This is a genomic window from Paraburkholderia nodosa DSM 21604 (assembly GCF_000519185.1).
Lineage (GTDB): Bacteria > Pseudomonadota > Gammaproteobacteria > Burkholderiales > Burkholderiaceae > Paraburkholderia > Paraburkholderia nodosa.
The window spans coordinates 124,532-149,381 of record NZ_JAFA01000010.1 but is presented as its reverse complement, the minus strand read 5'-3'; the positions used below and the strand labels follow the sequence as shown (position 1 = coordinate 149,381).

Below are 24,850 nucleotides of genomic sequence, written 5' to 3'. Positions count from 1 at the left end.
CAACCTGTCCAATCGGACAGGATTCGCGGGGCGAGGTTTCGGGAGTCGCGAAGCGCCATTCGAGCGTGCACCGCCATGGCTCTTCCCGCCCCAGAAGGTGGCACCAATGCACGTTTGACGAACACGGAAAGGAGGACACGCATGAACGCAGTAAGCGAAGCCGCGCTGACGACCGCGATTCACGTGAACGGCCAGCGTTTGTGGGACAGCCTGATGGAGATGGCGAAAATCGGCGCCACGCCCAAGGGCGGCGTATGCCGTCTCGCGCTCACCGATCTCGACAAGTCAGGGCGCGATCTCATCGTCCAATGGGCGAAGGAGGCGGGCTGCACCGTGAGCGTCGACCAGATGGGCAACGTGTTCATGCGCCGCGCGGGGCGCAACAACGACCTGCCGCCGGTGATGACCGGTTCGCACGCCGACTCTCAGCCCACGGGCGGGCGCTTCGACGGCATCTATGGCGTGCTGGGCGGGCTCGAGGTGATCCGCTCGCTCAACGATCACGGCATTCAAACCGAGCGCCCCGTTGAAACCGTGATCTGGACCAACGAGGAAGGCTCGCGTTTCGCGCCGGCCATGGTCGCCTCGGGCGTGTTTGCAGGCGTCTTTACGCTCGACTACGGGCTCTCGCGCAAGGATGTCGACGGCAAGACCATCGGCGAGGAATTGCAGCGCATCGGCTATGCGGGCGAACTGCCGTGCGGCGGGCGCAAGATTCACGCGGCGTTCGAACTGCATATCGAGCAGGGGCCGATACTCGAAGCCGAAAACAAGACCATCGGTGTCGTGACGGACGCGCAGGGGCAGCGCTGGTACGAAGTCGTGCTCACGGGGCAGGAAGCGCACGCGGGCCCGACGCCGATGCCGCGCCGCCGCGACGCGCTGCTGGGCGCCTCGCGAGTCGTGCAGCTCGTCAACGAAATTGGCCTGCGCCACGCGCCGCTAGCCTGCGCGACGGTCGGCATGATGCAGGTGCATCCGAATTCTCGCAACGTGATTCCGGGCCGTGTGTTTTTTACCATCGATTTCCGTCATCCAGAGGACGACGTGCTCTCGCAGATGGACGCCGAATTGCGCGAAGGAATCGAAAGGATTGCCGGGCAAGGCAAGCTCGAAGCGCAGGTCGAGCAGATTTTCTACTACGCACCGGTGCCGTTCGACAAGGCCTGCGTGAACTCCGTGCGCGCGGCAGCGGAGCGCTTTGGCTACTCGAACCGCGAGATCGTTTCGGGCGCGGGCCACGACGCGTGCTATCTCGCGACGGTCGCGCCGACTTCGATGGTGTTCGTGCCATGCATCGACGGCATCAGTCACAACGAAGTCGAGGATGCGACGATCGAATGGATCGAGGCGGGCGCGAACGTGCTGCTGCACGCCATGCTCGAACGCGCGAGCGAACCCGGCTGACGCCTTTGACGCCAACGCAAGCGGCCTGAGAGCCGCGTTTGCTTTCCCGTTGTCCCCACGTACCGGCTGCGCGCGTCGCGCACAGCCGGCGGACCCGTGTTTTGCCTCGCAAGGAGCATCCGGATGTCCCAGCCCAACTCGAATGCCGCCGACGGCATCGCGCCTGGCGGCCTCACGGCCGAACAGCTTGGCTGCAATTTTGCCGACGTCGCGCCGCCACTCTCCAACATTGCAGCCGTCATCGCCGCCGACCGCTGCCACTACTGTTACGACGCGCCCTGCGTTGCCGCTTGCCCGACCGGCATCGACATTCCGGGCTTTATCCGCAAGATCGGCAATGGCAATCTCAAGGGCGCGGCGCGCGACATATTGAGCGCGAATCCGCTGGGCGGCACGTGTGCGCGTGTCTGCCCAACCGAAATTCTCTGCGAAGGCGCGTGTGTCCGGAATCATCAGGATGGCGAACCAGTCCAGATCGGCGCGCTGCAGCGCCATGCCACTGACTTTCAGATGGCGCGCGAAGCCGCCGGCGCGCCAGCGCTCTTCAAACGCGCGAGCGAGACGGGACGGCGCGTGGCCGTGGTCGGGGCCGGACCGGCGGGGCTTGCCTGCGCGCATAAGCTTGCGCTCGCCGGGCATCGCGTGAGCGTGTTCGACGCCGGCGAAAAGCCGGGCGGCCTCAACGAATACGGCATCGCGGCGTACAAGGTCGTCGACGATTTTGCACAGCGCGAAGTGCAATGGCTGCTTTCCATCGGCGGGATCGAAATACGTCAGGGACAGCGGCTTGGCCGTGACGTCACGCTTACTGAATTACGAGCCGCGTATGACGCCGTGTTCATCGGCGTGGGCCTCGGCGGCACGCAAGCGCTTTCCGTTGAAGGCGAAGCGCTCGACGGCGTGCGCGATGCTGTGGAATTTATCGCACGCCTGCGCGAAGCCGACGATCTTTCTACGCTTGCGGTGGGCCACAAGGTGGTGGTGATCGGCGGCGGCAATACGGCCATCGATGCCGCCGTGCAAAGCCGCAAATTGGGCGCCGAGCAGGTGACGCTTGCGTATCGCCGCGGCGCGGCGCAGATGAGCGCCACTTGGGCCGAACAGGAATTCGCACGCGCGCAGGGCGTGGTGCTGATCGAATGGATGAAGCCGCTGCGCATTACCGGCGACACCTGCGTGCAGGCCGTGGAGTTCGAGCGCACCGCGCTCGATGCGGACGGCGCGTTGCGCGGCACCGGCGAGATCGTGCGTGTAGAAGCCGACATGGTCCTGAAAGCCATTGGCCAAAAGCTCTTGCCAGAAGGTCTGGTCGGCCTCGATGCCCTGCAACTTACCGCGGGCGGCGCGCGCATTGCCGTGGATGCGGATGGTGCGACATCCATCGAAGGCGTATTCGCGGGCGGCGACTGCGCAGCCCATGGCGCAACCGATCTCACCGTGCAGGCCGTGCAGGACGGCAAGCTCGCCGCGCGCGCGATCGACCGCTACCTCGCGAGTCAGTCCGCTAAAGCCGCTTGAACTGCGCAGCTCGATCCAGGCGAGCAACACACCGAATCCAGACAATACGAAGGAGTTGCATCATGGCCGACCTGCGTTGCACGATTGCCGGCATCGAATCGCCGAACCCGTTCTGGCTTGCCTCCGCGCCACCCACCGACAAGGCCTACAACGTCAATCGGGCCTTCGAGGCGGGCTGGGGCGGCGTGGTCTGGAAAACACTCGGGCTCGACCCGCACGTGGTGAACGTGAGCTCGCGCTATGGCGCCACCACGTGGCGCGGTCAGCGCATTGCGGGGTTGAACAATATCGAGCTCATTACCGACCGCCCGCTCGACGTGAACCTCGAGGAAATCGCGCAGGTGAAGCGCGACTGGCCAGACCGGGCGCTCATTGTATCGCTGATGGTGCCGTGCACCGAGCAGGACTGGAAGTGGATCCTGCCGCAGGTGGAAGACACCGGCGCCGATGCGGTGGAGCTCAATTTCGGCTGCCCGCATGGCATGAGCGAGCGCGGCATGGGCGCGGCCGTGGGGCAGGTGCCCGAATACATCGAAATGGTCACGCGCTGGGTGAAGGAGGGCACGCGCCTGCCTTGTCTCGTGAAACTGACACCTAACGTGACCGACATACGCCACGGCGCGCGCGCGGCGATGAAGGGCGGCGCGGACGGCGTCTCGCTCATCAATACGATCAACTCGATCGTGGGCGTCGATCTCGACGTGATGGCGCCGCTGCCGACCGTGGATGGAAAAGGCACGCACGGCGGCTACTGCGGCCCCGCCGCGAAGCCCATAGCACTGCACATGGTCGCGGAAATCGCGCGCGACCCGCAAACGCACGGCTTGCCCATCTCCGGCATCGGCGGTATTTCCGACTGGCGTGACGCCGCCGAATTTATCGTGCTGGGCGCGGGAAGCGTGCAGGTCTGCACCGCCGCGATGCATTATGGATTCCGAATCGTCAGCGATATGATCGACGGCCTTTCCAACTGGATGGACGACAAGGGCTACGCGAATCTCGACGCCATTCGCGGCCGCGCCGTGCCCAACGTCACCGACTGGCAGTACCTGAACCTCAACTACGACATCAAGGCGCGCATCGATCAGGACCGCTGCATCCAGTGCGGGCTCTGCCATATCGCCTGCGAGGACACCTCGCATCAGGCCATTACCGCCACGCGCGACGGCAAGCGTCACTTCGAGGTCGTCGACGCAAACTGCGTCGGGTGCAATTTATGCATGCATGTCTGCCCGGTCGACCAATGCATCACGATGGAGCGCGTCGACTCGGGCCGCTACGCGAACTGGACCACGCATCCCAACAATCCGGCGCGCGTGGCCGATCCGAAAGCCGCCTGACGCAACGAATCAGCACTGAGCCGAACTGAGCCGAACTGAGCCGAACCAGACCAACGACAAGCCACGGAGAACTGCAACCATGAGTCAGCCATTGACAGGCGACGCCAGCGTGCGCCGCGCCGAAAGCGAGTTATACAACGACGATCTCGCGCCCACCGGCGCAGCGCAGCGCACATGGCGCTGGTATCACTTCGCGGCGCTCTGGGTGGGCATGGTGATGAACATCGCCTCGTACATGCTCGCGGCCGGGCTCACCGAGCAGGGCATGTCACCGTGGCAGTCCGTGCTCACGGTGCTGCTCGGCAATCTCATCGTGCTCGTGCCGATGCTGCTGATCGGCCACGCCGGCACGAAATACGGCATTCCCTACGCGGTGCTGGTGCGTTCCTCGTTCGGCACGCAGGGCGCGAAGCTGCCCGCCATGCTGCGCGCCATCGTGGCGTGCGGCTGGTATGGTATCCAGTCGTGGCTTGGCGGCAGCGCCATCTATACGCTCGCCAATATTCTCACGCACAACGCGCTGGTGGGCGACGCGCTACCGTTTCTCGGCATCTCGATCGGCCAGGGCGCGTGCTTCCTTGTGTTCTGGGTGCTGCAGCTCTATTTCATCCTGCACGGTACCGATTCGATCCGCTGGCTCGAAAGCTGGTCTGCGCCCATCAAAGTCGTGATGTGCGTGGTGCTCGTGTGGTGGGCCTGTTCGAAGGCGGGCGGCGTGGGTTCGATGCTCTCGCAACCTTCCCAGTTCGCCGCTGGCGGCAAGAAGGCGGGGCTCTTCTGGGCGACGTTCTGGCCGAGTCTCACGGCTATGGTGGGCTTCTGGGCCACGCTCGCGCTCAATATTCCCGATTTCACGCGCTTCGCAAAAACGCAAAAGGACCAATTCGTGGGGCAAGCCATTGGTCTGCCTGTTCCGATGGCGCTGCTTTCGGTGGTCTCGGTCGTCGTGACTTCGGCCACGGTGGTGATTTACGGCAAGGCGATCTGGGACCCTATCGATCTCACGAGCCGCATGGAAGGCGTGGGCGTGGGCATCGCGCTCGTCATCCTCACGCTCGACACGATGTGCTGCAATCTCGCCGCGAATCTCGTCGGCCCGGCCTACGATTTTTCGAGCCTCTGGCCCAAGGCCATTTCGTACAAGGCGGGTGGGCTCATCACCGCGGGTATCGCCATCTTGATGATGCCGTGGAAGATTCTCGCCACCACACAGGGCTACATTTTCACCTGGCTCGTCGGCTATTCGGCGCTGCTCGGACCCGTGGCGGGCATTCTCATCGTCGATTACTTCCTCGTTCGCGGCACGCGCCTGAATACTGCGGAGTTATTCGAGGAGAACGGCGAATATGCCTACTCGAACGGCTGGAACCTGGCAGCCGTCGTCGCGCTGGTCTTAGGGGTGCTGCCCAATCTGCCGGGCTTTCTCTACACCGCGTTCCCGAATGTGTTTCCCTCCGTGCCCGACGCATTCAAAAGCATTTACACCTATGCGTGGTTCGTGGGACTCGCGATCGCGGCGCTCGTCTACGGCGTGATGATGAAGCTCGGCAAGAGCCGGCGCCCGAGCGTGGCAAACGCGTGAGTTGTGGCAGCGCGAATTCGTTCAACTGAAGGAGACTTGGCATCATGGCGATCCTGATTCGAGGCGGCACCGTCGTCAATGCGGACAAGAGCTGGCGCGCGGACGTGCTCTGCGAAAGCGGCGTGATCCAGGCCGTGGGCGAAAACCTCGACGCGCCCGCGGGCGCGACCGTGGTTGACGCGGGCGGCCAGTATGTGATGCCGGGCGGCATCGACCCGCATACGCACATGGAGCTGCCGTTCATGGGCACGACGGCGAGCGACGACTTCTACACGGGCACGGCGGCGGGCCTGGCGGGCGGCACGACGTCGATCATCGATTTCGTGATTCCGAACCCGAAGCAGCCGCTCATGGACGCGTTTCGCGAGTGGCGCGGCTGGGCCGAAAAGGCGGCCGCCGACTATGGCTTCCACGTGGCGGTGACGTGGTGGGACGAGAGCGTGCATCGCGACATGGGGCTGCTCGTGAACGAACACGGCGTGTCGAGCTTCAAGCACTTCATGGCGTACAAGAACGCCATCATGGCCGACGACGAGATTCTCGTGAACAGTTTCGCGCGCTCGCTCGAACTGGGTGCGCTGCCCACCGTTCATGCTGAAAATGGTGAACTTGTCTTCCAGTTGCAACGGCAGCTGCTTGCGCGCGGCTTCACGGGGCCCGAGGCGCATCCGCTTTCAAGGCCGCCCGAAGTCGAAGGCGAGGCGGCGAACCGGGCAATTCGCATTGCGCAGGTACTGGGCGTGCCGGTGTACATCGTGCATGTTTCGGCGAAAGATGCGCTCGAAGCGATCGCCCGCGCGCGCAGCGAAGGGCAACGCGTGTTCGGTGAGGTGCTCGCCGGGCATCTGGTGATCGACGAGTCTGTGTATCGCGACCCGGACTGGACGCGCGCTGCTGCCCACGTAATGAGCCCGCCGTTCCGTACGAAAGAGCATCGCGACGCGCTTTGGCGCGGGCTGCAAGGCGGGCTGCTGCACACTACGGCGACCGACCACTGCGTGTTCTGTGCTTCGCAGAAGGCAATGGGCCGCAATGATTTCACAAGGATTCCGAACGGGTGCGGCGGCGTGGAGGATCGCATGGCGGTGCTGTGGGATCAGGGCGTGAACACGGGCCGGCTCACGCCGAACGAGTTCGTGCGGGTGACCTCCACTAACGCCGCGCAGATCTTCAACCTGTATCCGCGCAAGGGCACGGTGGCTGTCGGCGCCGATGCCGATCTCGTCGTGTGGGATCCGCAGGCCACGCGCACGATCTCGGTGAAGACGCATCATCAGAACGTCGACTTCAACGTCTTCGAAGGCTTGACGGTGCGCGGCGTGCCCACGCATACGGTCTCGCAAGGTGAACTGGTGTGGGCGAACGGCGATCTGCGGGCGCGGCGCGGGGCGGGGCGTTACTTGAAGCGGCCTGCGAATCCTGGCTATCTGCAGGCGTCGCGGCTCGCGAAGAGCCTGAAGGAGACGCAGCCCGTGCATCGTGAGGGGGATGCGACTAGCGACGCAAAAGGGCTCGGTTAGTCTGATTGACGGCGACGTGTCGCTTCAGGGAACCAGACTTCTCACGTAGTTGATCGGGGCGTGATCCGCGAGGTCGCGCACCATGACGTCACCGATGCGCCACGCGTATTGGAGCAGATAGTCGTCGCGCGCGGCGGCGCGGTCCGCTTGCACGAAAGCATCGTCGGCATGCGGTGCCAGTTCGCCTTCGCGCGTGATGTAGTTCGACGCTCCCGCATGAACGTATCCGCCAACGGGCGGTGGCAAATCGGTGACGAGATCGCAGCAATCGACATAGCGCGTGATGTCGACATGGGCGAGCGTGGCGACAAACGCCGCGTCGCCGACGCGTGGCGAACCGAACGTCACGAGGGCGTTGGGCGTGCATAGGCTGGCAAAGAGCGTCGCGATGGCCGCACCGAGGCTATGGCCCGTCAAGATGAGTTGGGTTCGCGTCGCCGTGGTCGTTTGCAACCAGTTATCGGCTGCTTCGCGCAAGCCGCGCGCGGCGCGTGCAAATCCAGCATGAACCTGGCCGGCGCTTTCCGTCCAGGCGGACAAGCTGCCTTCGAGGTCGAGAGCGATATCGGTAAGCGACTGCGGTTCCGTTCCCCGGAACGCGAGCACGGCGAGGCCATCGGAGCGCCTCACTGCGCCGAAGCCATGCGTGTCGTCGTCGGCATTGTTGAAGGGAGCAGCGCCTTCAAAACTCACCAGGGCGAGCGCCTGTTCGAGCCGCTGGAGTTCAGCGCCGCCTTTCTCGTAGCGTATATAGGCAAGCCGCGCGAACTCCGCGCACAGTCCGTCAATATCGTAGTTGCCACCGGCAGTGAACACAGTCGGCCTGAGTTCCGGTGAGTCGAGCGCGTCGCGCGATGGGTCGTAGGGGATAGGCATGTGCACCTCGGTGGTATCGTTGGGAAATGAGGTGCTCGCGGATTTCGGCGCCGAAATCGACGCGAGCGTTTCGGTCACATCTTGACGCATCACCGGCTGATGGACAGCCACGCGATCTTCGCGGCCTCGAACGTGTTCTGGCCAATCAGCGTCTGGAACAGTTCATTCGCCCGGACTGCCTGGTTAGGAATCGGACCTTGAATCCATAGGTCACAGATTTTCGTGATCAGATGCCCTCAGCGTTTGCACTGATTGGGGAGGATCGCAATCGTTCGTAACGCGAGCACCGATTTTCTTACAACGCGTCACTACGCCTGGTTGAGTGCTTGCAGGGGCGGCGAGTGCCGAATCAGTCATTGATCAAAGGCACTTATTCTGTATCGCTTGTTTTTAATTGTTTTATACATTATGGAAAACGGAAATTCATCCAGAATGAGGCCTATCAGGGATTCGTTGTTGCAATAAATCTCCTCTGGCCCAACGGCTTTGATGGTATCGAATAGTGAGTTGTGGTCACCTTTGAATTCCACGTGGCAATCCACCCTCCATTCATGCTTCAAGTTCAACGGGTAGGCGGAATCGTCGATGGCCAACGTCTTCTTATAGCGTTGATCCTCTAGCAGTGCCGCTTCCGCCTTCACGAAATCATCGAGGCACTGGCGGCTGGTGACATACCGCTCCCAGGGCAATACAGCGCGCACTGAAGAACAGTCTTTGTAGTGGTCCGCCACCGTTCTACTGTCGACGTGGTGCACCAGCGTCAGCACTTTGATCAAAGACTCGTCTTTAACAAAAGAAAGCAAATACTCGTAGCAGTTGGCCAGCGTATATCCAACGCCGGCAACATCGTCCACCAGCAGGATTCTCCTGCCTTCCTTGATGCAGGCGTCGACGAGATCAAACACTTTCTTGTTGTTGATTTCAGCCTTGGTTTCCCGTCGATCGTAGTGCACAAACTCGACGGGCAGGCCCAACATCTGCGAAAGCATCAGGGCCGGTATGGCGCCTCCGCGCAAGATGCCGAGTATCAAACCTATGTTTTCTTGAACCAGTTGCTCTCTTTTAGACAGGCAAAACGTTTCAATGTCATCGTAGCCATAGAAGTAGACGGGAAGTCTGGCAAATTCTGTGTTCACCTGGTTTTGCTCCGTTCACCTACAACGATAGCGGCAACGCAAGATGTCGCGCGTACATCAGATCGCGATGCTCGAGCAAGATGGAATCCAATGCCGCGTCGGTCTCCGGATCCCGCGTTTCGAAAGCGGTCCTCACGGTCGCGTCCATCGGACACACGTCGTGCGGCAGCGGGCGCAAGAGCGCCAGGACACTGGCACTGTAGACATCGACCGCGGTCACGGAGTCGCCGATGTAATACGAAGAGCCTGCCTTTTGCTGAGCTTTCAGGCGCGCAGTCAGCATCCCCAGCACTGCCTTCACGCTGCCGGCCGCAGCCGCACCGACTTGCGGGCTGTACCCGTACTTCTTGCCCAGATATTTCGCGACCCGCTCGGGGAAGCCACCATGATTCTGCAAACCCGCATGAATCAGCTGCAGGCGGCGAGACCACCCCAAACCGCTTTCACCGCACAGTTCATGCGCGAGGCCGAAAGCCAGAGCACGCTCGGCGGGGTCCTCCGGCAACAACGAAGGTGCGGGCACCAACCGCTCCGCGAGTAGAAGAATATCCGCCCAACCGCGGCGCGGTCGCTCCTGACCGACCATGAGCGCGGGCGCGCTCAGTTCCCCGGTCCACTGCTTCAGTGTCTCGCTGTCGTAGGCGAGTCGCACGGCAGCCCACTCGATACCCTTGATGTGCAGGATGCCCTTGGCCGCTTCGCTCCAGGGACTCGGAACGCCACCTACCACGACCATGCGCAAGCCATCACGCTGCACGGCTGTTTCGACGTCGATATATGCGAACGGCATTGGTCTGCTCCCTCAAGGCGAGCGGGGCCAGCGCGCTGGCCCCGCTCAGCCGATCCAGGCCCGAATGTTACGCCACGCGCTTTATTGCGTTTGCGATCCGCTGACCTGCTTGAGCGTGGGATCGAGCAGCGCATCCTTGACGCTGAGCGAAGACGCTTGCCCAAGATTTGCGTAGTCCTTCTTGAGCCACCCGTCCGCCACCTCGCGTCCACGGTTGAACAGCGTTTTGAGTAGCGACCAGGACGTGCTGCTCTTGGAAACGAAGCCGAACTGCGCGAGAAAGTCGTCGTCGCGGATCAGGTGAAACCTGACGGTCTTGAAGCGGCTTTGGCTCGCGGCTTCCTCGCCAACCGAGTCGAGCACGCGGTTGACCGCTTCGATCGCGTTGATCTCCAGCACGACGGAAGCGTTGAAACCGATTTCGTTGAGCCGGTCCAGAATGCCGCGCGCATTTTTCGGCGGCATGTCGTGGCGCACGAACGGATTCACGAGGATCAGGATCAGGTCCTGGGCATGGGTGATCAACGGCGCCAAAGGCGGATTGCCCAGATAGCCGCCATCCCAGTACGGCACGCCGTGGACGTTCACGGTGCGGAATTCGCTTGGCAGGCATGCGGAAGCGCGCAGCACATCGACGGAAATTTCGGGCTGCGTAAAGATGGTGCGTTCATTGGTGCGTACGTTGGTCGCGCAAATGAAAAGCTGCGGGCTCCCGCTCTTCGCGTTGAGCGTGGAGAGATCGGATTCCGGGAGCGCGGAGCGGATCACCGGGCCGAGCGGATCGCGATAGAAGGGATTGTTGTAAGGCGAAGCGACGAGTCCCACGATCTCCGAGAAGATGGCGCCAGGACTCCAGTCGATATTCCAGCCGCCAAACGGCCCGGGCTCGGAAAAGCCGAAGAGCGCATTGCCGGCCTGCTCCCCGGCGCGCGACACCGCTTCCCAGAAGGTGCGCAGCCTCTCGCGCGCTTTCGTGGCGCCCCCGCTGGCCAGGCCCGCCGCGCAGAGCGTCGCGTTGATTCCGCCTGCGCTCGCGCCGCTGATCGCCTCCACACTGAACGGCGTGCCCTGCGATGTCGATTCGAGCAATCGATCGAGCACGCCCCACGTGAAGGCGCCGTGCGAGCCGCCGCCTTGCAGGGCAAGCGCGACTTTGGGGCCGGACTGCTGCACGCCGCTCGTGGATTCCTCTGTCGCCATGGCTCCTCTCTCGTCGTCATCGCGTTGCCGGCAATCGTACGCGCGAGAGGGAATGCGCGTGCTGCGGATGCCGCCTCAGGAACCGGCGAGGGCGGGCGGCGCGGCCTTCAGCGCGTGGGTTATCAGCGCGATCGCCGCACGCTCACCGGCCGGATCGGCCGGAATTCTTCCGTCGAGCGCCAGCGTCGCCAGACCGTGAACCAGTCCCCAGCAGGCGAGCACCCCCGCCTCGACGCAATGCGGCGCCAGTTCCGCCACGTTGCGTGCCATCAGCGTATAAGCGCCCCGGCAATCCTCATGGGGCAAGGCGAGTCCTGCCCCGTCCGCGAACATCAGCCGGAACAGCGCAGGATGCGCGCGGGCGAAGCCAACGTAGGCCACGCCCTGCGCCTCGAGCGCTTCGCGCGCGTCGTGGGCCTCGTTGGCGCGCTCGGCGCTTGCCTCCAGCATGGCAAAGCCCTTGAGCGCGACGGCGCCCATCAGCGCCGCCTTGTCCTCGAAATGGCGATAGGGCGCCATCGCCGAAACGCCGGCGGCCCGCGCCACCGCACGCAGGCTGACGTCGCTTTCGCCCTGTTCGAGCAAGGCCAGCGCGCAATCGACCAGACGGTCACGGAGGGACAAATTCGAATCGCTCATTTGTTGTTTACACTGTAATCATTCGGGGCTATGCTTACAGCGTAAACAACCGGGAGCCGCCATGCAAGCCTCTGTTACCCGTAGGTCCGTCGACCTCAGCACGTACCCGAATCTTGTGGTCATCATCCTGGGCTTTCGCGTGCGCCGGATGCGCGGGATCGCGACCTTGTTCGGCATCGGCAAAGGCTTGCGGCAAATCGATTTGAATCCGCCTGAGGGATTGCTCTCCAGCGAGCAGTTCCTCTTCGCCCTCAATCATGTCGGCATCCGCCAGTATTGGCGCGACCTCGAAAGTCTCGAAGCCTTTACCCGCAGCGCGCCGCATTCGCGCTGGTGGGGCGAGTTTCTGCGCGACAGCGGCGGCGCGGGCTTCTGGCATGAAAGCTATAGCCGGCAAGGAATGGAGGCGGTTTATATCGACATGCCCGGCCCCGTGGGCTTCGACCGCTTCGCGCCGGCGCGCCAGCCGACCGGACCTTTTATGACCGCGCGAAAGCGCATGGCGGCGGACTAGACGAAGGCGCCATTCACGGCATCTCACGCACAGCCTGGGGCCTGCCGCAAGCGCCTTCGTGTGCGCCCTGGTTATCAAACACCTCGATATCCTCGTGCAAAATGCGGCGGATTTCGAAAATCGCCTCAGGAGTTTCCTGAACGCTATGTCCCGAAACGATCACCTTTTCGGAGAGCGCGCCATCGAGGTGCGCGCTGCGATAGGGGACGACCCCGTCATCGGAATCTTCGAGCGGGCCCGTCGCACGGCGTCGCGCAATGATCGAGTGAAAGCACACATCGGGGCTGATCGGCAGTCGTGAAATCGACTGGATGATCGGATCGGTCTCCCGCAACTGCTCGATGCTGTTGGGAATCGGGATGGTCTTTCCGGCCCGCTGGGTGCTATCGGCGTTGGTGGCGCTCTGCAGCATCTCGTCGATCTCCTTGAACAGCGCAAGCGGCAGGCGCACCAGGTTTGCGACCCAGCGAGACAGGCGATTGCTCGCGAACGGCGTGCCGCGATGCGGCGTGGCGATGAAGATCGCGCGCTCGACCTGTGGCATCGGCGTAAAGCGCAGCAGACGATCGAGCCGCTCATCCTCGCGCACGATGTCGACGCCTTCGGGCAGGTACTTGTTCTGGATGGTTATCCACAGAACGTCGTCGGAGGACGACACGAGCAACCGCGCGAGCACGCCGCCCATGCTGTGCCCGATCAGCACCATACCGTTCGACGCTGGCAGCTCGCCTGCGGGATCGAAATGCGCGAGTGTCAGTTGCACGGCCTGCCGTATCCTCGCGAGGTTCACGAGAATGGGCGCGTTGGTCGGGTAGTAGACCTGCCAGACCTGGAAATGCCGGCGAAGCATTTCGTCGCCCTGAATGTCGTTGGCGACGTTGACCCACGCCTCGGGACTGCTGGCCAACCCGTGCAGCATCAGCACGATGCGCCGGTCCGGATCGAACGGTTGCATCATGTAGATGCGCGGACGATCGATGCCCCTCGTGCGGCCGAGCAGCGAACGCAAGGACTGCCTGGCAAAGCCGGAGCGGGCAAGCCAGATGCCGTAGCCCGCACTGAAGTTGGCCGCGAGCGGCACGGTCTCGCCATTGATCTCTACGCTCTCTACGCGAAACGGATCGTAGGCGGAGAACACCACGTCGTGCGAATCGAGCAGCTGCTCGAGCGTGCCATTGCCGAACAGCAGCAGTGCGGTGACGTTCGGCGAAGGCATTTCATTGAATGGACGCGAGCCGGGTGCGAGCCAGATGGTTGCGCCTGCGTTCGCATTTGCATCGTCTTCAGCGCTTGTCGCTGCGCTGTTAGTCGTCGCGCTATCCGGGTCGGGTTGGGCGGGCTGCGTGACCGCAACCAGATCCGCACCCAGACCGTCACGGCGATAGGTACTGTGGAGTCCCGCGAACGACAGTCCCGAGGCGGGAATGACTTCGCTGAGTTCGCGTACGCCCTCGGGCAGCCGGACCTCTCTCAGGTCGACATGGATGGTCCAGCCTGCTATGAACTGCTTTGCCGGATCGCGCTGGCCGGTGGTCGTTTCAGTGGTGGTGCCGCGCAGAAACAGCGCGCCGGCAAGCTCCTGGACCGCATAGTTGTAGTAGTCGCGAACCTGCGTCTGGCGGTCCTCGAATGCCCGTTCGCCCGCCGTGCGCTGGCCGAGGAACAGAAACGCGTACGCGTATCGCGCTGTCTTGAGCCACGAATCGAATTGCGCGTCGGTCCAGGGGGCGCCGGCAGGCGGCGTTTGCTCGAGCGCCATCTGGAGCGATAACTCGGCGAGGCAGGCAAGGCGCTGTTCGGTACTGAGTCCGCCGACGGTTGCGATCGTATCGATACACGCTTGCGGCGCACTCTGGCACGAACTTTCGTCCAGGGCCGCAACCCGCAACGTGGCCTGTGTCGCCGCGCTCAACTGGCCGGTCGAGAGAATATCTCCCCGACGCATGGCAAAGTACTGCTGCGGGCCGAGCGAGTTCACGCGCACCATCGCGCAGCCGCATAGCAGCGCGGCAACGACGAGGGCCGACACATTGGCCGACAGATGGGCTAACTGCGGGCAACGCGACATGCGTGATGGGTAAGGGCGCGTCATGAAGGATCCAGGCCATTCGCGCGGTCGCGCTCAAGCGTGTGGCGAAATGGGGGACGGCGCAGCGCGGTGGCCGGCAGACCGATGTATACCAGCCTGATCTGGATCGCGTCCGCACGGTGATCCGCGGCCGACGCCCATGCGCTCTCCCGGGTTGACTCGCGCCGCTGGCATCAACAGACTCTAGTCACCATCGATCGACACGGGAGCGAACTTGGCCAACCCGGATCTTGTTGAAAGCGGGCCGAAGGGCGCGCATGTCGTCGCCGCGCAGGCGAGCCCGTGCGACGAGCTCGTCATCCGCACGCAGCCCACCTCAGTCGACCGTCCGTGCCGGCGCAAGCGTCTCGCGCTCGCGGCGACGATCCTGGGTTCGAGCATGGCGTTCATCGACGGCTCCGTCGTCAACGTCGCACTGCCGTCCATTCAGAGCGAACTCGGTGCGAGCGTCGCCGCGATGCAATGGGTCGTCAACGCGTATTTGCTGTTTCTCGGCTCCCTCGTGCTGGTCGGCGGGTCGATGGGTGACAAGCTTGGCCGCCGCACGGTGTTCATCGCGGGCATCGCGCTGTTTACGCTGGCGTCGGCGGCTTGCGGCCTCGCGCCGAATGCGGCTGCGCTGATCGCCGCGCGCGCGGTTCAAGGCATCGGCGCGGCGCTGCTCGTACCCAGCAGCCTCGCGATCATCGGCGCGGTGTTCGACGACGAAGCGCGTGGCCGGGCGATCGGCACCTGGGCGGGCGTCGGCGCGATCACGTCGGCGGTGGGGCCCGTGGCGGGCGGCTGGCTCGTCGATGCATTTTCCTGGCGCGCGATCTTCTTCCTGAACGTCCCGCTCGCCGCGCTAACCATCGCGCTCGCCATTTCATCGGTGCCCAACAGCCACAGGCCCGATGCGCCCGGGCAGCTCGACTGGCCCGGCGCGCTGGCCGCGGCCGGGGGACTCGCCAGTCTGACTTTCGGGCTGACCCAGGCGTCGGCGCGAGGTTTCCAGCATCCGGTCGTACTGGTCGCAATCGGCGCCGGCGTGCTCGTGCTCGCGGCGTTCGTCATGATCGAATCGCGCAGCGCCAACCCCATGATGCCGCTCGATGTGTTCCGTTCGCGCGACTTCACCGGCGCGAACCTCGTCACACTGCTGCTTTACTTCGGGCTCGGCGGCGCATTCTTCTTCCTGCCGTTCACGCTGATCCGCGCGCATGGTTTCACCGCGACCGAAGCGGGCGCGGCGCTGCTGCCGGTGCCCGTCATCATCGGCTTGCTGTCGCGCTTCACCGGTGGCCTGACGAGCCGCTTTGGCTCGCGCGCGCTGTTGACCGTTGGCCCGGGCGTCGCCGGGCTCGGGTTCACGCTATTGGCGTTGCCGTTCGTGCGCGGCAGCTACTGGACCGGATTCTTTCCTGCGCTCGCGGTGCTCGGGCTCGGCATGACGATCACCGTCGCGCCGCTCACCACGACCGTGATGGGCTCGGTGTCGAGCGAGCGCACCGGCGTCGCATCCGGCATCAACAATGCCGTTGCACGCGTGGCGAGCCTGCTGGCGGTGGCGGTGCTCGGCATCGTGTTCGTGTGGTCGCATCACGCAGCGCTGGCGTCGCGCCTCGACGCATTGCACGTGCCGGTGGACGCACGCGAGACGCGGCAGCTGCTGGAGCCGGATGGGCAAGGCGGGCTCGCATCGGACGGCGCCGGCACGCCGCACGCAACGCTGGTGGCGCGTGCGGAAGCGGACGCGATGATCGACGCGCTGCGTGCCGTCGCCATTGTGTCTGCCGCGTGCGCATTCGCTGGAGCGGGTATTGCGGCGCTAGCCATACAGCACAGGAAATGAGCTGCAAACGTTTGCACCTGATCGAATTCGCGGAAATGACACTTCGGCATGAATCATTAGCGAATCCAGGTGAATTTATAAATGCGCGGCGAAATTGCCAGCTCAAAATGAAAACGACCGAATTCGTGTTTCGTATTCGAGGAAGCCGGCGGTATGGGTTAATGAATTCGATGCGGCGTTAAATTGGCGCGCCCCTTTTTTATGCGCAAACGTTTTCGCTTTTTGATTTGTCGCGCACGCGTGACAAATTTAGCGCTGAAGACAAATTAAATAATAAACACGGCGAGAATAATACGTATAATCCGCCGCGCGTCAGTTGATCCGCCGTTCTTCCGGAATCACCCACAAGGATCGCCTGCGCTTAACGCCGGTCACTGCCCGAATGGTGACTATGGCTGCTTCTGCAAATTCTGTTGACCCTGTGCGTCTCCTTTCCGGGCGCATGAATAGGTGATGAATTCCATGCCAGCACCGCAATGGCGTCCGTTCCTGTCGTTCCTCACGCAAGCGTTGACGCAGAACCTGACGCCCAGGTTTTTGACCCAGCTTATGCGCGCTGCGGGCGGTCAATTCGCGCATCAATATGCACCTGGTGAGGCGGCCACCGTGGCTGCGATGCGGGACGCCATGAATCAGGTGTGGGGCGAGCTGGACTGGGGCCGGGTCGAGATACGCGAGGCTCAGGACTGGCTGGTGCTCACGCATTACCACGCACCGCTCACGGCCGTATTCGGCGCGGAGAACGTGGCGTGGGCCGGGGCGTTCCTCGAAGGGGCCTATGAAGCGTGGATGCATCAGTTGGGCGCCGACACTCAGTTGCGCATGACCACGGCGGGTCCTGCGGATGCGTCGGGCACGATGGTTTTCCTGTTTGGTAAGTAGAGGTCGGCAGGTCGGCAGTTCAGTAAAAAAACACAAAACGTGCTGCGCGCATGACGCGCCTTGATGGACAGCACAACGAATACTACGGGGTCGGGGCATGAGCAGTGCATCGGACATTGCGAATCTTTTCGAGGTAGCGGACGCAAGCCCATCGCAGTACCGGGAAGTGGAAAGGGCGGAGCAGACGCAAGGTCTGCGTGGGCGCTGGTCCACGCTGGACGCGGCGGAGCCGGATCTCGTCGCACCCGCGCCTGTCGCGTCGGCGCAGGCCGACGCCGCTGATCCGGCCGATCTTCCCGTTACGGCTGATGCGCTCGATGCGCCCGTTACGACCGAGGCGTCACCCGACGCGGTTTGCGCCATGCCCGCTGCCGCGTCCGAACCTCTCCCGGCTGAACAGGCCGCACTCGAAGAGCCTGTCGTTCAACCCACGCCCGAGCCTGTCGTCGCGGTGCAGCAGTCCGCCGCGCTGAGCAGTGTGTTTGCGCGCCTCATGGAACGCAATGAACCTCGTGGCGATGTTGCGCAGCGTGGTGCGCCATGATCGCCAGGCGGAAATCGTTGCGGCCGCAACGACAAGCGGCCGGTGCGGGGCAAAGTGACGATGCCGGAGACTGGGACGACACACTGCTGCAAGCGGGTGCGTCGCTTCTCGCGTCGCGCTGGTCACGCGTGCTCGTGACGCTGGCGGCCGTGCTGTTGTTCACGTCGGCCATGACGGTCCATCTGGCGGTGTCGAAGCAGTGGCTGTTCGCCATCCTGTGCATGGGCGTCGCGATCGCGCTGAGCCGCGTGCGCGGCCGCGTCCTCACCGTGTCGCTGGTGGCGTTGTCGGTATTCATGTCGCTGCGCTACCTGTACTGGCGCGTGACGCAGACCCTGTCCTTCACCAACTCGCTGGACAGGACCTTCGGCTATCTGCTGTTGCTGGCCGAAGGCTACGCGGTGCTCATGCTGTTGTGCAGCTACTTCCAGACGCTCTGGCCGCTGCATCGCCGGCCTGCGCCGCTGCCGGCCGATACGTCGGCCTGGCCCACGGTGGACGTCTATATCCCCACCTACAACGAGCCGCTCGACGTGGTGCGGCAGTCGGTGCTGGCCGCGACGCTGCTCGACTGGCCCGCCGACAAGCTGCGCGTGTACCTGCTCGACGACGGCCGCCGTGACGAGTTCCGGGCATTCTGCGAGCAGGCCGGCGTGGACTATCTGACCCGCCCCGACAACACGCACGCCAAGGCGGGCAATCTCAACGCGGCGCTGGCGAAGACCCACGGCGAGTACATCGCCGTGTTCGACTGCGATCACGTCACCACGCGCTCGTTTCTGCAGATCTGCATGGGCTGGTTCCTGAAAGATCCGAAGATGGCCATGGTGCAGACGCCGCACGTGTTCTATTCGCCCGATCCGTTCGAGCGCAACCTCGAAACCTACCGCAAGGTGCCCAACGAGGGCGACCTGTTCTATGGCGTGCTGCAAAACGGCAACGATCTCTGGAATGCCGCGTTTTTTTGCGGTTCCTGCGCGGTGTTGCGGCGCTCCGCGCTCGACGAAGTGGGCGGCGTCGCGACCGAAAGCGTCACCGAAGACGCGCTGACCGCGCTCAAGATGAGCATGAAGGGCTACAACACGGGCTATCTCGCCATTCCGCAGGCGGCGGGCCTCGCGACCGAGAGCCTGGGCCGCCACATCGGCCAGCGGATTCGCTGGGCGCGCGGCATGGCGGAGATCTTCCGCCAGTTCAACCCGTTGTTGATCTCGGGGCTGACGCTGCCGCAACGGCTGTGCTACCTCAGCGCGATGATGCACTTCTTCTTCGGCTTGCCGCGCATCGTGTTCCTGATCACGCCGATGGCCTATCTGTTCTTCGGCGCGCACGTCTTTCATGCGTCGGCGCTGATGGTGCTCGCCTATGCCGTGCCGCATCTCGTGATTTCGAGCATCGGCGCCTCGCGCATTCAGGGACGCTTCCGTCATTCGTTCTGGAGCGAGGTCTACGAAACGGTGCTGGCGTGGTACGTGATTCTGCCCGCGCTCCAGGCCGTGCTGTTTCCCGGCAGTAGAGGCTTCAACGTGACGTCCAAGGGCGGGGTGATCCGGCAGTCCTTCCTGGATTGGGCGATGGCGCGGCCCTACATCGTTCTGTTGCTCATCAACCTTGCCGGCTTCGCGGTGGGGGTGGCCGGTCTGATCCGCAGTCCCGGCTGGCCCGAGGCGATGAGTATTCTGTTCAACCTGGTCTGGGTGATCTACAACGTCATGAACCTGAGCGCGGCGGCAGGCGTGGCGTCCGAGTCGAGGCAACTGCGCCTCATGCCGCGCGTGCAGATCGAGTTGCCGGCCGCCATCCGTCTGGCCGACGGGCGTCGCGTTGTCTGCCAGACCAGCGACTATTCGCACGGCGGGCTCGGACTCGTGCTGCCCGAGGACGCGCCGCTGCCTCAGCGTGGCGAGCGCGTCGTGGTCTCGGTGTTCCGCGACGACTACGAGGGCAGGTTCCCCGCCGAGGTCCAGGTGTGCCGCGGCCGCACCGTGGGCGTGAGTTTCCCGGCCCTGACAATCGATCAGGAACGCGACCTGATGCGCGTGACCTTCTCGCGCGCCGACAGCTGGATTGCTTCCTGGGGCCGCTATCGTCGCGACCGGCCGTTGCGCAGCCTGTTCGAGGTGCTCGGCGTCGGCGTGCGCGGCCTGAAGGAGTTGTTCAGGCATCTGCTGATGGGCTCACGCGAGCGTCTCGTACGTTCGACCGAGGCGCAGGCGGGCGAGTTGGGATCGAAGCAATCGTGAGTCCCGTCCATCTGTTGCCTTCGCGCGCCCTGGCGTGCGCGCGCCGGTTGGCGCCGCGATTGGGTTCGGTGCTCGCCGTGCTCGCGTTCGGCGCCAACGTTGCGCTGGCCGCGAGTGCGCCCAGCGCGCCGGCCGCATCGGCGCCGCCGTTTGCGTCGCAGGCCGTGACGGCCGAAGCGCCTGCATCGGCGCAGCCGCAGCCCGCTACCGACTCCGGCGATACCTATACCTACCGCATCCCGCTACTACGGCAAAACGCTGCGCAAGGGCTGACGCTGCTCGGCGAGGACGCCTATGGAGGCATGGACTTCGGTTTGCGCCGTGACGAGCGCGTGGTCGGCGCGCGGCTCGTGCTCGACTACCGCTATTCGCCCACCTTGCTCCCCGCGCTCTCGCACCTCAATGTGCTGCTCAACAGCGTGGTGGGGGCGACGATTGCGTTGCCGCAGCCTGCGCCGCGCACGTCGACGCAGGTGAGCGTGGATTTGCCGGTGTCGCTGCTCGGCGAGTTCAACCACCTCAACCTCGAGTTGATTGCCCATAGCAAAGCCAGCGATCAAGGCAACGATCCGCTGAGTCCTGACCTTTGGCTGAAAGCCGGCCCGAATAGCGCGCTCGAACTGACCGTGGCGCCGGCGGCGGTCTCCAGCGACCTGTCGCAACTGCCCGCGCCGTTCGTCGACGCGCGCGATGAGCGCCGCGTGAATTTGCCCGTCGTGCTGCCGCGCGCACCGGGCGCGCGGCGCCTCGAATCCGCGGGGATCGTGGCCTCGTGGCTGGGCGCGCAGGCGGGCTATCGCGGCTCGCACTTCACCGCGAGTCTCGGCGCGCTGCCCGCACATGGCCATGCCGTCGTGCTGGCGCTGCGCGACGAGTTGCCGGCCCTGGGCCTGGCCCCGCTCGCCGTCGACGCCCCGACGCTGGCGATCGTGCCCAACCCCAACGACCCCAACGGCAAGCTGCTGCTGGTCGCGGGCCGCGACGAGCCGCAACTGCGCACGGCGGCGCTGGCGCTGGTGCTGGGCGCGAAGACGCTGGCGGGCCCGCAGGTCCGCATCGACGGTCCCGTTGCCGCAACACCGCGCCAGCCTTTTGACGCACCGAACTGGTTGCCGGGCGACCGCCCGGTGGCGCTGGGCGAACTGTTGCCGGCGGACCGGTTCACGATCCAGGGTTTCCGGCCCGGCGCGATGGACGTGGACCTGCGCCTGCCGCCGGGCCTGTTCGGTTTCAACAACAGCGGCGCGGTGCTGAATCTGCGTTATCGCTATACGGCGCGCCCGGAGTCGACGCATTCGGCGCTGAATGTGCTGGCAGGCAACACGCCGATCGCGGCGTTGCCGCTGCCGGGAGACGCATCGGACGGCCATGCCGTGATCCGGATTCCGACGTATCTGCTGCCGCCGCTGACGACGCTGCAATTCGACTATCGCTACGAGCCGGTCAAGACGAAGGACCACTGGCAGGACGTGCCCGGCGGCCCGCTGCTGAGCGCCATCGATCCGACTTCGACGATCGATATTTCGCAGTTGCCGCGTTACACGGCAATGCCGGATCTGGGCGCGTTCGCCAACGCGGGCTTTCCGTTCACGCGCCTCGCCGATCTGTCCGAAACCGCGGTGATCCTGCCCACGCAGCCGGCCGCGGACGACGACTCCGCGTATCTGACGCTGATGGGCAGCATGGGGCAGGCCACCGGCTATCCGGTGCTGGGCGTGACGGTGGCCAATGCGGATCAGGTCGAATCGCTGCGTCAAAAGGACTTGCTCGTGCTGGCCTCGGGCGACAACCAGCCTTTGCTCAAGGCGTGGCGCAGCGACTTGCCGCGCGGGTTCTTCGCTCCGGCTCCGCCGTCCGGCAACGGGCTCGCCGGTTGGTGGGACAAGCTGACGGGCGGCCAGGCACAAGCCAGGCGTGAGGCCGACATCGCCGCGCTCTATCGCAGCGACGACCACGACGGCATGGTGGCCGGGTTCGAGTCGCCGCTCGCGCATGCCCGCAGCGTGGTGGTCGTATCGGGCAACACGCCGGGCGGCCTCAGCGCGGTCGCGGACGCGCTGCAAGCGCGCCACTACCGCGTCGACGACACGATCGGCGGCAGCCTCGTGGTCGTCAATGACGGCATCCTTACCACGCTGAACAAGGACCAGAGCTATTTCATCGGCTCCTTGCCGCTTCGGCTCGCGATCGAGTGGTTCTTCGCGAGTCACATCGTGCTGCTGCTCGCGGCGACGCTCGTCAGCGTCGTGCTCATCGGTTTGCTCGGCGGCGTACTCCTGCATCGGCGCGCCCTGAGACGCCTGAATCTGGACATTCCCCAGACATCGCATCGTGAAGAAGGACGACGAGGTTCTCATGTTTAAAAGACGGCCGGCTATTTCCCGGGCACGCCTCGCGCGTTGCATGACCGTACAGCCGGTATTGCGGGCGTTGCCGGCACTGCTGCTTGGCTGCGCCTTCGTCTCGACGGCGCACGCCCAGGCCGCGGCGAGCGGCAACGCCGCAAACAACGCGCAGGCGCAGCCCGCTGCGGCTGCGGCGGCGTCAACGACCGTGACCTGGTCGTTGCGGCAACTGGGTGCGCAATACGCGCTCAACCTGCGCGGCGTCGACGGCAGCAATACGCTGCCGGTCGGCGTGCGCGACGATCAGGTCGTGAGCGGTGCGCGCCTGAATCTGCGCTATGCCTATTCGCCGGCGCTGCTGCCCGATCTCTCGCACATCAACGTGCTGGTCAACGACCAGGTGGCGGCCTCGATCGCGGTGCCGAAGGACACGGCCGGCGCGAGCCTGCAGCGCACGATCGCGCTGCCGGCGTATCTGTTCACCTCGAACAGCAAGTTGCGTCTGCAACTGATCGGGCACTACACCACGCAGTGCGAGGACCCGCTGCATTCGAGCCTGTGGGCCAACATCAGCAACGAAAGCACGCTGAGCGTCGATACGCAGCCGCTGCCGCAGGCCAACGATCTGGCGCGCCTGCCCAAGCCGTTCTTCGACGGCCAGGACATCCGCCGGCTGAACCTGCCGGTCGTGTTCGCTGGCAATCCCGATACGGCCGCGCTCGAGGCTGCGGGCGCCGTGTCGTCGTGGTTCGGCGCGCTGGCCAGCTATCGCGGCGCGGACTTCCCGGTGTCGCTCTCCACCGTGCCCGCGCAGGGCAACGCGGTCGTCATCGTCGAAGGCGCGCAGCAGGCGGCGCTCGCCGGAGCGCCGCTGCAAGGTCCGACGCTCGCCATCGTCAGCAACCCGAACGATCCCAACGGCAAGCTGCTGCTCGTCATGGGCCGCGACGGCAAGGAACTCAAGCAGGCGGCCGACGCGCTGGTCACGGGCAGCCAGACGCTGGCAGGCTCGAGCGCGCTCATCACGCATTTCGCCGATCTCGCGCCGCGCAAGCCCTACGATGCGCCGCGCTGGCTGCGCACCGACCGCCCCGTATCGTTCGGTGAGCTGATCGACACCAAACAGTTGAGCGTGTCGGGCTACAGCCCGGACCTCATTCGCATCAATACGCGCGTGCCGCCCGACCTGTTCGGCTGGCACGCGCCCAACGTGCCGATCGACCTCCATTACCGCTACACGCCGCAGCCTTACATGGTGAATTCGTCGCTGCTGTTCAGCGTCAGCGATCAGTTCATGAAGTCGATTCCGCTGCTGTCGCTCGAGCGCCTCGAAGGCGGCGACAAGCTGCGCGCCGAAGTGCTGCCCGACAGCAGCCTGCCGCGTCAGGCGAAACTGGAAGTGCCGCTGGAGTCGCTTCTGCAGCCGAACACGCAGCTGCAGTTCCGCTACATGTACGACTACATCAAGCAGGGCGAGTGCCGGGACATCATCATCGACAACGTGCGCGGCGCGATCGATCCCGAATCGACGATCGACTTGTCGAGGTATCCGCACTACATCGCGATGCCGAACCTGGCCGCGTTCGCCCAGGCGGGTTTCCCGTTCACGCGCATGGCCGACCTGTCCGACACGGACGTCGTGCTCGGCGCCAATGCGGGGGCGCAGGAGTACAGCACGTATCTGGCCGTGATGGGCCGCATGGGCGACTCGACCGGCTATCCGGCGCGCGGCGTGACCGTGCTGCGCGGCCAGCGCATCGACGCCATGCCGGCGGCGAAGGATCTGCTCGTGATCGCCTCGGGTGCCGATCAGGCCTGGCTCAAGGACTGGGCGGCGTACATGCCCGCGGCGTACGACCACGGCGCGCAGTTCTCACTCTCGGATCTGCCGGGCCGCGTGCGTGGGTGGTTCCACGCCAATCCGCGTCTCGATTCGGCACCCGGGCGCTTGTCGCTCGCCTGGACGGGGCCGGGCGTAAGCGCCGTGCTGGCGGGTTTCGAGTCGCCGAAGGAAAAGGGCCGCAGCGTGGTCATGCTGGTCAGCAATCAACCCGACGGTCTCAAGGATGCGGCCGCGGCGCTGCTGCGCGTGCCGAACTACGACAAGCAGCCCATCCAGGGCAGCCTCGTGTCGATCCGCGGCACCGAAGTCGATGCGCTCGTGGGCGAGCACACGTACTACGTCGGGCATCTGGGCCTGTGGCGCGGCCTCGACTGGTGGCTGGCTTCGTTCGGCGTGTCGCTGGCCTCGCTGCTGAAGGCGCTCGGTGTCGTCGCGCTCGTGCTGCTGGCGGCAGGTGGGTTCGTGGCCTTGCGGCGCCGTCAGGCGCGGCGCGATGCCGAAGCCGAGGCACGGCTGCGCGCCAGGCAGCACGCGCAACAATAATCAGGAAA

Annotated in this window: 18 protein-coding genes; 12 read left to right on the top strand and 6 right to left on the bottom strand. The window is 64.5% G+C overall.

Features of this window, described 5'->3' with window-relative positions; translation table 11 throughout:
* Nucleotides 1-141: 141 nt before the first annotated feature.
* The 5 genes from A3CW_RS0117035 to hydA all read left to right on the top strand — a co-directional run bounded on the left by A3CW_RS0117035 (nucleotide 142) and on the right by hydA (nucleotide 7,367).
* Nucleotides 142-1,407, top strand: coding sequence for a Zn-dependent hydrolase (locus tag A3CW_RS0117035; RefSeq protein WP_028204645.1), 1,266 nt, complete (start codon nucleotides 142-144; stop codon nucleotides 1,405-1,407).
* A 123-nt stretch (nucleotides 1,408-1,530) separates the two neighbouring features.
* Nucleotides 1,531-2,925, top strand: coding sequence for an NAD(P)-dependent oxidoreductase (locus A3CW_RS0117030; RefSeq protein WP_028204644.1), 1,395 nt, complete (start codon nucleotides 1,531-1,533; stop codon nucleotides 2,923-2,925).
* 62 nt (nucleotides 2,926-2,987) lie between these two features.
* The gene (gene preA, locus A3CW_RS0117025) at nucleotides 2,988-4,265 is read left to right on the top strand and encodes an NAD-dependent dihydropyrimidine dehydrogenase subunit PreA (RefSeq protein WP_028204643.1); all 1,278 of its coding nucleotides are present in this window, start codon (nucleotides 2,988-2,990) and stop codon (nucleotides 4,263-4,265) included.
* 79 nt (nucleotides 4,266-4,344) lie between these two features.
* The gene (locus A3CW_RS0117020; RefSeq protein WP_035513185.1) at nucleotides 4,345-5,847 is read left to right on the top strand and encodes an NCS1 family nucleobase:cation symporter-1; all 1,503 of its coding nucleotides are present in this window, start codon (nucleotides 4,345-4,347) and stop codon (nucleotides 5,845-5,847) included.
* A 44-nt stretch (nucleotides 5,848-5,891) separates the two neighbouring features.
* A complete protein-coding gene (gene hydA / locus A3CW_RS0117015) occupies nucleotides 5,892-7,367 on the top strand; it encodes a dihydropyrimidinase (protein WP_028204641.1) in 1,476 nt (491 codons plus the stop codon).
* Nucleotides 7,368-7,391: 24 nt separating this feature from the next.
* On the opposite strand, the gene A3CW_RS50190 is transcribed toward hydA, so the two are convergent.
* The 5 genes from A3CW_RS50190 to A3CW_RS46605 form a co-directional block, all read right to left on the bottom strand.
* A complete protein-coding gene (locus tag A3CW_RS50190; protein ID WP_081771711.1) occupies nucleotides 7,392-8,243 on the bottom strand; it encodes a lipase family protein in 852 nt (283 codons plus the stop codon).
* Between the two features lie 353 nt (nucleotides 8,244-8,596).
* Entirely contained in the window at nucleotides 8,597-9,379 is a 783-nt protein-coding gene (locus A3CW_RS0117005) for a phosphoribosyltransferase (RefSeq protein WP_028204640.1), read from the bottom strand.
* A gap of 19 nt (nucleotides 9,380-9,398) precedes the next feature.
* A complete protein-coding gene (locus A3CW_RS0117000; protein ID WP_245623674.1) occupies nucleotides 9,399-10,136 on the bottom strand; it encodes a glutathione S-transferase family protein in 738 nt (245 codons plus the stop codon).
* A 114-nt stretch (nucleotides 10,137-10,250) separates the two neighbouring features.
* A complete protein-coding gene (locus A3CW_RS0116995) occupies nucleotides 10,251-11,369 on the bottom strand; it encodes a patatin-like phospholipase family protein (RefSeq protein WP_035513184.1) in 1,119 nt (372 codons plus the stop codon).
* Between the two features lie 75 nt (nucleotides 11,370-11,444).
* Nucleotides 11,445-12,008, bottom strand: coding sequence for a TetR/AcrR family transcriptional regulator (locus A3CW_RS46605; protein ID WP_035513183.1), 564 nt, complete (start codon nucleotides 12,006-12,008; stop codon nucleotides 11,445-11,447).
* A gap of 61 nt (nucleotides 12,009-12,069) precedes the next feature.
* On the opposite strand from A3CW_RS46605, the gene A3CW_RS0116985 reads away from it, so the two are divergent.
* Nucleotides 12,070-12,522: a monooxygenase family protein gene (locus tag A3CW_RS0116985; protein WP_028204637.1), complete on the top strand. Its 453-nt coding sequence runs from the start codon at nucleotides 12,070-12,072 to the stop codon at nucleotides 12,520-12,522.
* Between the two features lie 13 nt (nucleotides 12,523-12,535).
* On the opposite strand, the gene A3CW_RS46600 is transcribed toward A3CW_RS0116985, so the two are convergent.
* Nucleotides 12,536-14,614: an esterase/lipase family protein gene (locus A3CW_RS46600; protein WP_081771699.1), complete on the bottom strand. Its 2,079-nt coding sequence runs from the start codon at nucleotides 14,612-14,614 to the stop codon at nucleotides 12,536-12,538.
* Between the two features lie 211 nt (nucleotides 14,615-14,825).
* On the opposite strand from A3CW_RS46600, the gene A3CW_RS0116975 reads away from it, so the two are divergent.
* From A3CW_RS0116975 to bcsB (A3CW_RS46585), 6 genes are all read left to right on the top strand, one after another.
* Nucleotides 14,826-16,442, top strand: a complete 1,617-nt coding sequence (locus tag A3CW_RS0116975) for an MFS transporter (RefSeq protein WP_028204636.1) — start codon at nucleotides 14,826-14,828, stop codon at nucleotides 16,440-16,442.
* 462 nt (nucleotides 16,443-16,904) lie between these two features.
* Nucleotides 16,905-17,324 (top strand): cellulose biosynthesis protein BcsD, encoded by a 420-nt coding sequence (bcsD, locus tag A3CW_RS0116970; protein ID WP_245623673.1) that lies wholly within the window; start codon nucleotides 16,905-16,907, stop codon nucleotides 17,322-17,324.
* 97 nt (nucleotides 17,325-17,421) lie between these two features.
* A complete protein-coding gene (bcsR, locus tag A3CW_RS0116965) occupies nucleotides 17,422-17,868 on the top strand; it encodes a BcsR/BcsP family cellulose biosynthesis protein (RefSeq protein ID WP_028204634.1) in 447 nt (148 codons plus the stop codon).
* 17 nt (nucleotides 17,869-17,885) lie between these two features.
* On the top strand, nucleotides 17,886-20,111 hold the full coding sequence (bcsA, locus tag A3CW_RS46595; protein WP_245623672.1) for a UDP-forming cellulose synthase catalytic subunit: 2,226 nt from the start codon (nucleotides 17,886-17,888) through the stop codon (nucleotides 20,109-20,111).
* A complete protein-coding gene (bcsB, locus tag A3CW_RS46590; protein ID WP_051481523.1) occupies nucleotides 20,108-22,474 on the top strand; it encodes a cellulose biosynthesis cyclic di-GMP-binding regulatory protein BcsB in 2,367 nt (788 codons plus the stop codon). The genes bcsA and bcsB (A3CW_RS46590) overlap by 4 nt, the downstream gene beginning before the upstream one ends.
* 40 nt (nucleotides 22,475-22,514) lie before the next feature.
* A complete protein-coding gene (gene bcsB, locus A3CW_RS46585) occupies nucleotides 22,515-24,842 on the top strand; it encodes a cellulose biosynthesis cyclic di-GMP-binding regulatory protein BcsB (RefSeq protein WP_081771696.1) in 2,328 nt (775 codons plus the stop codon).
* Nucleotides 24,843-24,850 lie beyond the last annotated feature (8 nt).

Coding starts and splice junctions, on each gene's coding strand:
- A3CW_RS0117035 (WP_028204645.1), top strand. CDS start 142: ATGAACGCAGTAAGCGAAGCCGCGCTGACGACCGCGATTCACGTGAAC.
- A3CW_RS0117030 (WP_028204644.1), top strand. CDS start 1,531: ATGTCCCAGCCCAACTCGAATGCCGCCGACGGCATCGCGCCTGGCGGC.
- preA (WP_028204643.1), top strand. CDS start 2,988: ATGGCCGACCTGCGTTGCACGATTGCCGGCATCGAATCGCCGAACCCG.
- A3CW_RS0117020 (WP_035513185.1), top strand. CDS start 4,345: ATGAGTCAGCCATTGACAGGCGACGCCAGCGTGCGCCGCGCCGAAAGC.
- hydA (WP_028204641.1), top strand. CDS start 5,892: ATGGCGATCCTGATTCGAGGCGGCACCGTCGTCAATGCGGACAAGAGC.
- A3CW_RS50190 (WP_081771711.1), bottom strand. CDS start 8,243: ATGCCTATCCCCTACGACCCATCGCGCGACGCGCTCGACTCACCGGAA.
- A3CW_RS0116995 (WP_035513184.1), bottom strand. CDS start 11,369: ATGGCGACAGAGGAATCCACGAGCGGCGTGCAGCAGTCCGGCCCCAAA.
- A3CW_RS46605 (WP_035513183.1), bottom strand. CDS start 12,008: ATGAGCGATTCGAATTTGTCCCTCCGTGACCGTCTGGTCGATTGCGCG.
- A3CW_RS0116985 (WP_028204637.1), top strand. CDS start 12,070: ATGCAAGCCTCTGTTACCCGTAGGTCCGTCGACCTCAGCACGTACCCG.
- A3CW_RS46600 (WP_081771699.1), bottom strand. CDS start 14,614: ATGACGCGCCCTTACCCATCACGCATGTCGCGTTGCCCGCAGTTAGCC.
- bcsD (WP_245623673.1), top strand. CDS start 16,905: ATGCCAGCACCGCAATGGCGTCCGTTCCTGTCGTTCCTCACGCAAGCG.
- bcsR (WP_028204634.1), top strand. CDS start 17,422: ATGAGCAGTGCATCGGACATTGCGAATCTTTTCGAGGTAGCGGACGCA.
- bcsB (WP_081771696.1), top strand. CDS start 22,515: ATGACCGTACAGCCGGTATTGCGGGCGTTGCCGGCACTGCTGCTTGGC.